This is a genomic window from Pseudomonas rhizophila, assembly GCF_003033885.1.
GTDB classification, from domain to species: Bacteria; Pseudomonadota; Gammaproteobacteria; order Pseudomonadales; family Pseudomonadaceae; genus Aquipseudomonas; species Aquipseudomonas rhizophila.
Map to the genome: position 1 here is coordinate 1,690,650 of NZ_CP024081.1, position 12,983 is coordinate 1,703,632.

At 58.1% G+C, this 12,983-nt stretch carries 9 protein-coding genes and 1 pseudogene; 6 read left to right on the forward strand and 4 right to left on the reverse strand.

Going from position 1 to position 12,983, the window contains the following annotated elements; translation table 11 throughout:
* Nucleotides 1–2: 2 nt before the first annotated feature.
* The 6 genes and pseudogenes from CRX69_RS07975 (at nucleotide 3) to CRX69_RS08000 (ending at nucleotide 7,021) form a co-directional block, all read left to right on the forward strand.
* Nucleotides 3–1,601 (forward strand): MFS transporter, encoded by a 1,599-nt coding sequence (locus CRX69_RS07975; RefSeq protein WP_107321831.1) that lies wholly within the window; start codon nucleotides 3–5, stop codon nucleotides 1,599–1,601.
* Nucleotides 1,602–1,625: 24 nt separating this feature from the next.
* Nucleotides 1,626–1,730, forward strand: a pseudogene (locus CRX69_RS07980) (LysR family transcriptional regulator); the annotation flags it as partial.
* Between the two features lie 11 nt (nucleotides 1,731–1,741).
* Nucleotides 1,742–2,524: an alpha/beta hydrolase gene (locus CRX69_RS07985; protein ID WP_107321832.1), complete on the forward strand. Its 783-nt coding sequence runs from the start codon at nucleotides 1,742–1,744 to the stop codon at nucleotides 2,522–2,524.
* Nucleotides 2,490–5,663: a sensor histidine kinase gene (locus CRX69_RS07990; protein WP_157952117.1), complete on the forward strand. Its 3,174-nt coding sequence runs from the start codon at nucleotides 2,490–2,492 to the stop codon at nucleotides 5,661–5,663. The genes CRX69_RS07985 and CRX69_RS07990 overlap by 35 nt, the downstream gene beginning before the upstream one ends.
* A 29-nt stretch (nucleotides 5,664–5,692) precedes the next feature.
* Nucleotides 5,693–6,298 (forward strand): response regulator transcription factor, encoded by a 606-nt coding sequence (locus tag CRX69_RS07995; protein ID WP_240539588.1) that lies wholly within the window; start codon nucleotides 5,693–5,695, stop codon nucleotides 6,296–6,298.
* A gap of 108 nt (nucleotides 6,299–6,406) precedes the next feature.
* Complete coding sequence (locus CRX69_RS08000) at nucleotides 6,407–7,021, forward strand: helix-turn-helix transcriptional regulator (RefSeq protein ID WP_107321834.1); 615 nt, start codon at nucleotides 6,407–6,409, stop codon at nucleotides 7,019–7,021.
* Nucleotides 7,022–7,427: 406 nt separating this feature from the next.
* Here the strand turns inward: CRX69_RS08000 and CRX69_RS08005 are convergent, their stop codons facing one another.
* The 4 genes from CRX69_RS08005 to CRX69_RS08020 all read right to left on the reverse strand — a co-directional run bounded on the left by CRX69_RS08005 (nucleotide 7,428) and on the right by CRX69_RS08020 (nucleotide 12,896).
* Nucleotides 7,428–8,363 carry a restriction endonuclease gene (locus CRX69_RS08005; RefSeq protein ID WP_107321835.1) on the reverse strand — a complete coding sequence of 312 codons (936 nt, stop codon included), beginning with the start codon at nucleotides 8,361–8,363 and terminating at the stop codon, nucleotides 7,428–7,430.
* A 26-nt stretch (nucleotides 8,364–8,389) separates the two neighbouring features.
* Nucleotides 8,390–9,775: a restriction endonuclease subunit S gene (locus CRX69_RS08010; RefSeq protein ID WP_107321836.1), complete on the reverse strand. Its 1,386-nt coding sequence runs from the start codon at nucleotides 9,773–9,775 to the stop codon at nucleotides 8,390–8,392.
* On the reverse strand, nucleotides 9,768–11,318 hold the full coding sequence (locus CRX69_RS08015) for a class I SAM-dependent DNA methyltransferase (protein ID WP_107321837.1): 1,551 nt from the start codon (nucleotides 11,316–11,318) through the stop codon (nucleotides 9,768–9,770). The genes CRX69_RS08010 and CRX69_RS08015 overlap by 8 nt, the downstream gene beginning before the upstream one ends.
* A 66-nt stretch (nucleotides 11,319–11,384) precedes the next feature.
* Entirely contained in the window at nucleotides 11,385–12,896 is a 1,512-nt protein-coding gene (locus tag CRX69_RS08020; RefSeq protein ID WP_107321838.1) for an RNA-binding domain-containing protein, read from the reverse strand.
* Nucleotides 12,897–12,983: the final 87 nt, after the last annotated feature.

Below are 12,983 nucleotides of genomic sequence, written 5' to 3' on the forward strand. Positions count from 1 at the left end.
ACATGGACACGACTATCGAAAAGCGCTCCCCCTGGAGCGCGCTGCGCCATAGCACTTTCCGCTGGCTATGGCTGGCCAGCATTGCCTCCAACATCGGCACTTGGATGCACGAAGTAGGGGCCGGCTGGTTGATGACGACGCTTTCAGCCAGCCCCATGCACGTTGCCTTGGTGCAGGTTGCAGGCTCCGCGCCGATGTTCTTTCTTGCTCTTCCAGCGGGAGCCATGGCCGACATCGTCGACAAGCGTCGCTACCTGCTTATGGTGCAAGTGTGGATGGCCGCGGTGGCGATGCTCCTGGCTCTGCTCACGCTAAACGGCATGATGACCGTCGCGCTGCTGCTCCTCCTGACCCTGAGCATGGGCGTGGGGACTGCACTGATGATGCCGGCCTGGTCAGCTTTGACGCCCGAACTGGTCGACAAGCGCGACCTCGGTTCGGCCATCGCCCTGTCCAGCCTTGGCATCAACGTCGCCCGGGCCATCGGACCGGCAATTGCCGGGGTACTGGTCAGCCTCACCGGCCCCTGGGCCACCTTCGCGCTGAACGCCGTATCGTTCCTCGCGGTGATGGCGGTGCTGTATACCTGGAAACGCGAGCAGACACCCGCGTTGTTCCCGGCGGAACGGCTGCTCGGTGCCATGCGCGCAGGCTGGCGCTACAGCCGCAGCTCCCAGCCGTTGCAAGCGGTGCTGGTGCGGTCGGCGGCGTTCTTCGTCGGTGCCAGTGCCGGCATGTCGCTGCTGCCGCTGATCGTACGCGCTGAACTGAACGGCAGCGCCAGCGATTTCGGTCTGCTGCTCGGCAGTGTCGGCGTCGGTGCAGTGCTCGGCGCTACTTTACTGCCGCGCATCCGTGATGCGGTGAACCCCGATCACCTGGTGGCCGGCTCCAGCCTGCTCTACGCCCTGGTGCTTTGCGCGCTGGCCGGGGTGCGCAACCTGTACTGGCTGATACCGGTGATGATGATCAGTGGCGCGGCCTGGATCGCCGTGTTGTCGAGCCTGCAAATGGCAGCACAGACTTCCGTACCCAACTGGGTGCGGGCGCGGGCACTGTCGGTATACATCCTGGTGTTCTTCGGCAGCATGGCGGCCGGCGGCGCGCTGTGGGGCTTCGTCGCCAGCCACCTGTCGATCAGCCTCACCCTGCTGATCGCAGGCGGGGTTCTGCTGGTGGGCATCGTACTGACCCTGCACTTCCATTTGCCGGTCACCGAGACCGAAGACCTGGCCCCGTCCCTGCACTGGCCTGCACCGATCCTTGCCGATGACCAGGACCAGGAACGCGGTCCAGTGATGATCACCCTTGAGTATCAAGTCGACCCGTCGCAGGCAGAACAGTTTCGCCTTGCCATGCAGGATGTACGCAGCATGCGAATGCGCAATGGTGCCTTTTCCTGGGGGCTGGTCCAGGACAGTGAGCATTCGCAACGTTGGCTGGAGTTTTTCTTTGATGAGTCCTGGCTTGAACATCTGCGCCACCACGGCCGGGTAACCCGTGCCGAACAACGCATCGAGGCTGCGGCTCGCCAGTTCCAAGCGGTCGGGGTCGCCATACGCATTCATCACTACCTGACCCCCACTAAGTCCCACACCTGAGCGCATTCACAAAGGAGTCAACGCATGAACCGCAATGACATGCGCAAGGTGGATCTCAATCTGCTGATTCTTATTGAGGCGTTGATGCACGAGCGCAATCTCACTCGCGCCTCGGAAAAACGCTTCTTATGGGATCAGGGATGAATACAACCGTGCTATTCATACATGGCGAATGGCTGTCTGCCGCCGCCTGGGATAATTTCTCCAGTCGCTATCGGGCATGCGGCTACACCTGTATCGCGCCACCTTGGCCCTTATCGGAGGGGCCGCCAGAGAGGCTGCGCAGCGCGCCACATACCGATTTCCCACGGCTTGGGATCAGACAAATTATTGAGCACTATGCAGCGCTGATTCGGCGCATGCCTCAGCCGCCCTTGCTGATTGGCCACTCGCTGGGCGGTCTGCTCGTTCAGATGCTGTTGGATCGTGGTCTTGGCTGTGCCGGCATTGCGATTGCAGCGATACCCCCTCGCGGGGTAATACCGCGCTTGAGCGTTCTCTCCAGGGCGATACCCATGCGCATGGCTTGGGGCAGTTGGAAGCGAGTCATGTATTTTCCGCTACCAGAATTTACCCAACAATTTACCCAGGCTATGGCGATCCAGGATATTGCGCTGCTATATGCAAACCATATCGTGCCAGCACCGGGGCGGATTTTCTTTGAAGCGGCTTTCGGTATTGGCACCTATGTCGATTTTGCCAATGACCGCAGAGCACCGCTGCTGTTGATCGCCGCCGAGAACGATCACAGCGTACGGCCATGCGTGGTGACGTCGAACTATCGGCACTACAACCGCTCTGCGGCCAGCACCTCGCTCAAGTGCTTTGCCGGGTACAGCCATTGGCTCATCACCGAACCAGGTTGGGAGCAAGTAGCTGACTACACAATTGAATGGGCGCAAACTCAGCTGGGTCGTTTTTGATTTTTTTCAGGTTCGCGCGGTGATTAGCGTATTGGGATCTTACCCAACCAAACAGCAGTTGCTCACCCCAGGAAATCGCTGGCGCACATGCACGGCGTTGGCAATCCATATGCTGTTGGTTTGCCTGCCATGGTTCAGTACGACGGCAACGGCCTCCGACTACTTACTGGACACGCTGGAGCACCACCGTTGGACCGTCGCTGATGAGGGACCTAGCCAGGTAGGGGCTTTGGCCCAGACCCGAGACGGTTATCTCTGGCTCGGAACCAACGATTCGCTCTATCGCTTTGATGGTCTGGACTTCGCGCGCTATACCCCGCCAGACGGTAACCCGCTTGGCATCATTTCCGTACTCAAGGCGGAGGATGAGGGCCTGTGGGCCGGTCTCCGTACTGGGGGCATAAGCCTGATCACCGACACGGGCATAACCACTTACCCAGTCAGCGCTGGGTTGCCTGGCGGAGTGGTCTATAGCATCGCCAAGGATCACAGTGGCGCAGTCTGGATCGCCGCAAATGATGGTTTGGCACGGTTTGACGGTAACGCCTGGCAACGTATCGGTACCGACTGGAACTTTCCGGGACGACATGCCCGCGCGGTACTCCTCGACCGCGATGGGACGCTATGGGCAGCCAATGAAGATCGCCTGTTCTACCTGCCGTCGGGTGCCCGAGCGTTTGTCGATGCAGGCATTGCGGTGGGTTGGGTGAGTCAAATGGCTCAGGCTCCAGATGGGGCCATCTGGATGGCCGAACGCTATGGCGGTTCGCTGCGCCGAATCGTGCCAAGCGAAGGCGATGCGGCGACCCAGGTGACCGTAATCGACGGTGCTAATGGTTTGTTATTCGACAGCGCCGGGGCGATATGGGTGGGTACCAGCGGTAAGGGCGTTCGCTATGTGCCAGCCTCTGCCAGCCGCAACGCTCTATCGATAACTGACGCCCTCAATCACCAAGAAGCGTTTATGGCCAAGGATGGCTTGAGTGCAGATAACGTTCTCCCAATACTCGAAGATGTCGACGGCAATATTTGGGTGGGCACTAGCGCCGGGCTAGACCGTTTTCGGCCAAGTGCTATGGTCTCGGCCGCATTTCCACACAACGCCCAGAATTTCGCATTGGTTGCCGGTGCGGCAGGCAGTGTCTGGGCAGGTACCAGCAACCTACCTGCAATGCGCCTGAGCAGTACGGGGTTGACCACTCTGGATATACCGGCACCGATTAGTAATGCCTTCGGTGATGCTAACGGTAATATCTGGATGGCTGGCAGCAACGGTATATGGCGTGCGCAAGGAGACAAAATCGAGCGAGTTGCCTCATTGCCAACTCAGGATGCGCTTGACTCAGCCGTACGCGCGATGACTCTCGATCAGGCGGGCGACCTGTGGGTTTCGATCAACCGCAAAGGGTTGTTCGTTCTTCGAGACGGACGTTGGTCAATCGTTGCCCCGCCTAATGCTGATCCAAGCCAGTTAATGCCTGTCAGCGCTACCACTGATCCTCTTGGCAGGCTCTGGTTCGGCTACCGCAATAACCTGATTGTGACTCACGACGGCAAGGTACAACGACACTGGGGGGCGGACGAAGGCTTAAAGGTTGGTCATGTCACCGCGATGCTACATCAGGGCCATCTCACCTGGGTTGGTGGCCAGCGTGGAGTGGCCTTCTTCGATGGTGAGCGCTTCCACAGCCTTCATCTACCGGACAATGGACTGTTCGACAATATCTACGCGATTCTAGCCGTACCTCCCAGAGAACCTGAAGGCGACGGTAGCTATGATCTCTGGCTCCACGGCAAAGCCGGGGTCTATCAGTTGACCGCTCGTGAATTAAAGCGCGCCATCGCTGACCCGCTATATCAGATAAGTTACCGCAGCTATGAGGTGATTGGTGGCCTGGCCAACGACCCCCACCAAGTACTTCCATTACCCACTGCAGTGCGTAGTACGGATGGACGTCTATGGTTTAGCACCAGTAAGGGCGTGACCTGGATCGATCCAACTCGATACGTGCAGAGTAAAGCCGCCCCCAAGGTAGTTATCCAATCATTCAATGTCGATGGTAAGGAACCCCCACCCAGTGAGTTGTCACGGCTGGGAGCAGAGCCAAGAAGCATCGAAATCTCTTACACAGCGCTCAGCCTCTCAGGTATGCAAGGCTTGCACTTTCGCTATTTGTTGGAGGGGTTCGACACAGACTGGCAGCAGGCGGGTTCAAAACGTAGCGCCATCTATACGGGGCTCGGCCCCGGAGATTACAGGTTCCGCGTATTAGCCTCCAATCAGGATGGGCTACTGAGCACCGAAGAGGCCGTGCTGAGCTTCAGTATTCGACCCGTTTTCTACCACACCCCACTGTTTATAGTATTGAGCGGTCTAGCAGTGGTAAGCGTTTTGTGGATGCTGCATCGCTTCAATATTCGCCGTTCGGCCCAGAATCTGCGGGACCGCCTTGAGGAGCGACACGCCGAGCGCGAGCGAATCGCCCGTGAACTGCATGACACCCTACTTCAGGGTGTGCAGGGCCTTATGTTGAGTTTCCAAGCCGCCACTGAGCAAATACCCAGTACTCATCCGGCTCGAGGCAGAATGGAGAGAGCGCTAGACCGTGCAGATCAGGTTTTGGTGGAGGCACGAGAGCGGGTGAATAATCTGCGTGATCTGAACGAGCCTGCTCTGAACCTGATCGATGCATTTGCCGCTGTCACGAGTGAGTTGCAACTAGAAGGCAGTACGCGCTTTACCCTGAGCAGCCACGGCACGCCACTGCCGCTGCACCCTATAGTCGGTGAAGAAAGCTACCGGATAGGCTGTGAAGCGATCATGAACGCCTTTCGACATGCCAATGCGCAGAACGTGGAAATCCAGATCGTCTACACCAAACACGCATTTCAGCTGAGCGTTGGCGATAATGGTAGCGGCATCAACCCACAGTATCTGCCGCCCAATATCCGCCCCAATCACTGGGGCTTACACGGCATGCTGGAGCGGGCCGAAAAAATCGGCGGACGGCTGTCTATTCAAAGAGGAGCCCACAGCGGCACTGAAATTCAACTGACTGTACCCGCGGCAACGGCCTATCGACGTATCCCGCGACGACTTAGCCAGTGGCTACGTGTATTGACCCAATTGAGGCCCTGAGTGTGCACCCAGAGAATGAACAGATACGCGTGCTGGTCGTCGATGACCACCCTCTGCTGCGCGAGGGCATAGCCGCCGTCCTTGAAGCCCAATCAGACATAGCGCTGGTCGGCGAGGCGACCAATGGGCACGAAGCGCTTCAGCTATTTCGCTCGCTGCGCCCGGACGTCACCCTGATGGATCTACAAATGCCCGAGATGGATGGCATCGAGGCGATTCATGCCATTCGCGCCGAGTTTCCTTGCGCACGCATTGCCATTCTGACCACCTATCGGGGTGATGTACGGGCCTTACATGCAATCAAGGCGGGAGCTATCGGCTACTTATTGAAAAGTAGTCTACGCAAGGAGTTGCTGGATGCCATCCGCTCTATTGCTGCAGGTAACAACCATTTCCCGGCAGAGATAGCTGTTGAACTGGCTGATCACCTAAGCCACGACTGCCTGACCGCTCGTGAAATCCAAGTTCTGCAATGTGTGGCAATGGGTAAACCCAACAAGCAAATCGCCGCGGAACTCATGATCACGGAAGACACCATCAAGGGGCATTTAAGAAATATCATGGACAAGTTGGGTGCCAGCAATCGCACCCATGCGGTCACTCTCGGCATTCAGCGCGGCATCATCACTGTGTAATACCCCACTTTTGAGGGGGGCGCGCGCCCCCCATTGTTGTCTTATGTGCGATCAGTGCACGGCGTAGCATGGCGCCATGGACATAAAGATCCACAGTGGAGCACCGCCATGCGTGCCACCTTGCATGCCGTTACCCCGGCAACTGCAGTAGACAGCCAGACTCAGCGCTGTATTTCCGACGAGGCTTATGACGGCGTCATGCAATTGCTTAGAGATGCTCAAGCGCACCTGAGCATTGACCGTGATTCAGCCTGCCTATGCCTGACCCGCGCCCTGGTCATGTTGCAAAAGAGCGATAGTCAGTTAAAAAGCCGCCACGGCTGCCTATCCAGTTGGCAAGCCAAACGGGTGGTTGACTACATCGACGCTAACCTCGACTCATCAATACGCACAAATCAGTTGGCCGCTGTTCTCAGCTTGAGTGTCAGTTACTTCTCGCATGCTTTCAAAAATACCTTTGGTGTAACGCCGCTGGTCTACGTCGCACGTCGTCGCATCGAATCTGCGCGTCAGATCATGCTCACGACCGACTCCTCGCTGACCGACATCGCCCACAGCCACGGATTCTGTGACCAATCCCATTTCATCCGTACCTTCCGCCGCCAGATCGGGGTTACACCTCAGGCCTGGCGACGTTTGTGCGATGCCGGGTTATACGAGGAACAGACCAGTTCCACCCCCAGAACACTGGCCATTGTCAGGGCCTCAGCGTGCAACGCATAGCGCAGGGCTATCGCTCCCGGATATCGAAGCGCAGGAGCTTGCCGCCAGCGCTTATCCAAATTGCTGAATTCGAAACAATGAGCCTAGAGGCCTTCGCTGCGGCAGGCGGATGACTGTGAGTTGGAAATCGTATGCCATCAGGGCGAGTATGGCCGGGGTAATCTGAAATAAGCCTGTAGAAAGCTGATTTTATTGACTAATAGTTGATGAGTCCAATTGCTTGGAATACCACTTGGAATGCTGCGTAATCTGGCTTCCCATGGATGATGCTTGTTGAGCTCAGCCTCTATAAGGATTCTAGGTCGAAGTGTAGCCGACGGCGTTTGATAACTACTTTCATCCCTAAATTTAAGTTGCTTAGGAGCGACACCCAGTTGCGCTCAGGTATTTGGGCTGCAACTTCGGCTCAGCCGAGTGATTCGTCAAAGTAATCGCTGTCGAGCCTGGGCACCTTGTAAAGCTGCGAGCTGATGCCCACCTCGTGGTCGAGCATCAAATTGACCAGGCGTTTGCCGTCGACCAGCACCAGCCCCTCGACCGAGCGAGCGAAGTCAACGGCCTGGACGGTGTAGCCGGAAGTGGTGATGAACACACCGCGTGTGGCTTTCTGCCCGGCCAGGGCGCCATAAAACGCTTGCAGGTCGGGGCGGCCGACGGTGCTCTGCCAGCGCTTGGCCTGCACGTAGACCTTCTCCAGCCCCAGCGCGTCCAGCGAGATCACGCCGTCAATGCCGCCGTCGCCACTGCCGCCGACTTGTTGCAGCGCCTGACGGTTCGCGCCGTAGCCAAGGCTGTGCAGCACGTCGAGTACGATGTGCTCGAAGCGCGTCGGGCTCGCTTGCAGCAGGCTGTCCAGCAGGTCGCCCGCAACGCTAGTACGCAGTTCGAGTATGGCTTGGTTCAGCCGTTCCTGCGGGCTGCTAGTGGCGAGGTCGGTCTGGGCAATCGGCGTTGACGTGTCGTTGCTTTCATCCAGCGAGGCGGCGTCCGGCGCTGTCTTCAGCTTCACGCTCATGAAGTTCACAGCTAGATGCTCTACCAGTTCTGCGCTCAATGGGGCAGGGTTGGCCTGAGCGAATGCGCGCCCGGTGTCGGTCAGCTGCCAGTAGCCACGCTTTGCGCTGCTGGAATAGCCGGCGCGCTTCAGCCGATCATGCGCCCAGCCTGAGCGGTTTTTATAGGTGGCCTGGCCGCTGGCGATGGTCTCCTGCCGCTGCGCTTCGCTCAGGCCAAGCGTCAGGGCAGCTGCTTCGTGAGCCTCGCCCGCAGTGGCACCCTCCGGATGGGCGGCGAGAAAACGCAGGACGGGCTCGATGAACTGATCGTAGGTCGGAACGGACATGGTTTGTTTTCTTCCTGATGTCAGGCTTAGTCTTCCGTGGTGGATCGGCGACCGCGCTTGTTTTTAGGGGCGGCGGCGCGTTGGGCCTTGATGCGATCCAGCAGCAGGTCGGCTGGTTCGTCGTTCGGGTCTTGCGGCACGAGATCGCCTCTGAGTGCTTTGGCGAGAATGCTTTGGGTCAGGCGGTCAATACGTATTCTGGCGTCACTGATTCTGGCTTCCAACCGTTCAGCGAAAGAGAACAGTTGGTCGACGCAACGGACTATTTCAGTTTGCTCCTCAGTGGAGGGCAGACCAAACCGGAAATCAGCCAGTTTTTTTGCGTTGATATTTGACTGGCTGACCCCATCGGTTTTGACTTGCCAACAGTAATCTTTCCCTTGAGGGCTGTTCAGGCAGTAGTTTAGGAAGTCAGAGATAAGGTGCTCGGAGCACCTGACTCGAATCAGATACCCCGCATAAATGGCAGGTTGTTCTCCCTTGTACGTCGCAGTTTTGCCGACCAGCTCAGGGCTGTTTGTTCTGTTGAATAGCACGTCCCCCACCTGCAGAGAGTACTTCTTGAGTTCCTCCGGGTTGGAAGAAAAGACCAAGTCATCCCAAACCAAACGGCCGCCTTGGATATTCCCCATTCGAAGGACAGGAATATCTCCGGCACGTTGAGATTTGGCAGAGCTGCCATATGAAAAGTCTAAAGCTACATCTCCGAGGCGAACCATAGGCCATGCAAACTCTTCTGAAGTCTCCGCCGCCGAGCCTTCTACTTCTATTTTGGCGCCGTTCTTCGCGCGCCATTCCTCCGTTAACCGCCCGGAAACTGCGGCAGCGAGCACGGATTGACGAAAGCGTTTGAGCAGCTCGGGGATGCCGTCGATACGGGCTTTCAGGGTATCGACTTGAGCCAGCAGTTCGTCGAGCTTGGCGGCGATGCGGGTTTGTTCAGCCGCCGGCGGTACCGGCACTAAATAACGCTCTACAAATTGCTTGGGCACCCGACGCAGACCAACAGCGCCTGTCATGTTTTCCGCCCCCCCGAGTAGGAAGTCGTAGCTCTTGACCAAGGCCAGCAGATACTTAGCCGATACCCCATCGCAGCTGGGGCGGAGCACGAAAAACTCGCTGCTTCCAGCACCCACGCCGTTAGGCAAACCTTCAACAAAGGCCGCCTTGCCGTTCTCAAAGCAGGGAGTGACCTTGGCGAAAATTACGTCTCCGTCTTTAAAGTTTGTGTAAGCCTTTTTAATCTCGCCCCACGGACGCTCATCGAAACGCAGTTTGTCGCGAAAGCTGGTGGGTGCGTGGGACATAGGTACAAAACCAGCGACGGTTTCATCATCGAATGCTTGCTTTGGGTTCAGGTCGGCCAAGTCACCAATGCACGCTTTGGTCCACCCGTTTGGCAACTCACTCATCCCCATTCTCCTGAGCCACCGCCAACCCCATCACCTCCGCGATTAACTGCTTCTGTGCCACCACCTCATCCCCCGCCCCCAGCGCCTTCATCAGCTCTTCCAACTCATGCAGCGCCTCGGTCAGTTCAGCCATGGCCTCACCCGCTAATACTTCCGGAGCGGGCAGATCGGCGGCATCTAGGGTGCTTTCGTTTTTCAGCCAACTGATGTCTAGCGAGTCGCCACGTTCGTTGCGGATGTAATCTCGGGTAAAACTGCGGAAGCGGCTGGCTTCACCAATACCCTCGACGTTCTCCGCGCGAAGGCTTCCGCCGTTGAGATCATCGCCATAGGCATCTTCAAACGGCTTGAGGTGGGTCGGGCCGAAGGGGGTGCGCTTGCCGAAGCTGGGCATGTTGCTGCGCAGGTCATAGATCCACACGCGCTTGGTGCAACCTTCCTCCTGGCGCGGGTTTTCCACGGTGCCCTTCTGAAAGAACAGCACGTTGGTCTTAACTCCCTGTGCGTAGAAGATGCCTGTAGGCAGACGCAGGATGGTGTGCAGGTTGCACTTGTTCAGCAGGTCGCGGCGCACGTCAGTGCCGACCCCGGCCTCGAACAGCACGTTGTCCGGAAGCACCACGGCGGCGCGGCCGCCCGGCTTGAGGCCACGGTAGATGTGTTGGAGAAAGGCCAACTGCTTGTTACTGGTGCGGTAGGTGAGGTCATCACGAGTCGGGCCGCCGCCACCCTTGGCCGTGCCGAATGGTGGGTTGGAGAGGATGACGTCGACCTTGGGTAAGTTGGCCCCGGTCTGACCTAGGGCGTTCCCCAAGTGCACCACGCCTTCTTCGTCGCCTTCCATGCCATGCAGCAGTGTGTTCATTAGCGCCAGACGGCGAGTGCCCGGCACTAGTTCTACGCCGACAAAGGCGCGATTGCGCTGGAATGCCTGGGCTTTGGCGTCGAGGTCGTAGTAATCGTCGGTTTGACTTTTGATATAGGCGTCAGCAGCGATCAAAAAGCCCGCAGTACCGGCGGCTGGGTCTTGTATGGTCTCGCCCGGCTGCGGCTTGATGCAGCGGATGATGCTGTCGATCAGCGGGCGCGGGGTGAAGTACTGGCCGGCGCCGGACTTGGTCTCGCTGGCGTTCTTTTCCAGCAGGCCTTCATAAAGATCGCCGAGGCCGTCTTGGCGGGCGCTGAACCAGTCGATGCCGTCGAGGCTCTTGATCAACTGCTCGAGGTGGCGCGGTTCCTTGAGGCGAGTCTGAGCGTCGGCGTAGATGGCGGCGATCAGCGGGTCAGGGTTTTTGCCAAGGTCCAGCAGCATCTGCCGGTAGTGATCGAGCAGGTTAACGCCGGACTTGCCAGCCAGGTCTGGCCAGCGCGCGCCTTCGGGCAGCTTGTGGCCGAAGCTGTCGTTGTTCTGCACCTGTTCGTATTCCATCTTGATGAACAGCAGAAGCACGAGCTCGGTGACGTAGTCGCTGTAGTTGATGCCATCGTCGCGCAGGACGTCGCAGAGGTTCCAGAGTTTCTGGACGATATCGGAGTTGGTCATGGGGTACCTGTGGCGAAGTGTGTAAAGCGCCAGATTGCGCTGGCGCAAAGAAGTGGTTGTCTGGGCTCAGTCGCCTGAGGAGCGTTGTTCGGCCTTTAGCGCTCGGCCGGCCGCAGTCAGGCGATAGCGTTGCTTGCTGCTGTTGGGCTTGTCTGGAATGGTCATCTCGACCACGCCAATCGTCAGTAGTGGGGTCAAAACCTGCTCGCGGAACTTGCTGCGGTTTCTGCGCCCGACGAAGGTCATTAGCTCTGGCGCAGTGTGATCGCCTGTCATTTTGCACAGCATCGTTATCTGCTCTTGCTGCAAAGACAGGTGAGTTTCGGCTTGTTCTTCTTCGACAGCGGACTCAGTCCCTACTTGGTCCCTACTTGGTCCCGACTTAGTCCCTACTTGGTCCCCACTTGGGGCCGAAAGAGGCCCTTTTTCAACGGCGCGCTGAATCACCACCTTGAACTGATTACTCTGCCGGTCGTCCTCCAGCCGGATCATTGGCCAAGCATCGATAGCGCGCGGGATGCCGGTGCCCAAACCGCGATAGGGAAGAATGTGCACAGCATGGGAGGTGAGCGTCGGGTTGCGACGGTTGGACAGGCCAAATCGAATTTTCTCGGTATCGAGCACGTCAGGCAGGTGCCCGGGGCTGATCAGTTCGATGCGATCGGCGAAGATCATGATCCGGATGGAGGCGCTGACAAAGTAGTCGCGGTGGATCAGGGCATTGACCAACAGTTCTTCAAACACCTCCTCCGGCACTTCCAGCTGGCCGAGGGTATTGAAGCCCTGCTGGCGCTGCACGTGGTGTAGGTTGCGCTTTATGAAGGCAAGGCTGCGTCGGTACTGTTCCTGCAGATTGCCGTCGATATCTTCGCTGTCTAGATAGTGGCGGTCATGCAGAACCGTGCCCGGAAACGCCACGGCCTTGATATCGAACGCCGGGCACAGGCGTTGTGGCGCTTGGCCGAAGAGCAGCAAACCGGCCAAATTGGGTGTGTCGCCACTGGCGAGGCCAAGATTTTCCAGGATGCGGGTGGTTTCCAAACCTGTCTGTTCGGGGCTCTGCCGAAAGCGTCTTTGGAAGTACTCGCCAAGCGCTTTGGCGTCGATATCCGCCACGCTGCTGCCCGCGACCGGTACCGCATCGGCGCGCACCAGCCCGGCCTGCTGGAACAAACGCTGCAGTTCTTCACGGGCCGTGACCCGACGCTTGTCGGCGCCGTTCTTTACCCAGATGCGACCCTGGTTGTCGACATAGGGTTTATTCAGCCCTTGTTCGACTGTCACCACCATGACCAGCCCGTGCTCGGTCTGAAGGTTGCTGGACAATGGATTGATCGCCGGGCGGACATTCTGTGAGGCCGCGTTGGAGAGCAGCTGATTGAGTCGCGAAATGTCCGCGCTGCTCAACCCGCTCACAGTGCCGGAGTCGTCTACGCCAATCAGCAAGTAGCCACCGGACGTATTAGCGAGCGCCACCAACTCGGCTGCCAAGGCATCGATATTGTTGAAATCGCGCTTGAACTGATGGCGACTGTCTTCACCACGGGCAAGGATCTGATGAAGCTCAGCAGGGGTCATGAGGCGTCTCTAGGTATCGCGGCCGATAAGTCATATAGCAGGGGCATTATCCCTTATGAACGAACACGCTGGCCAATCCGGCGTTCC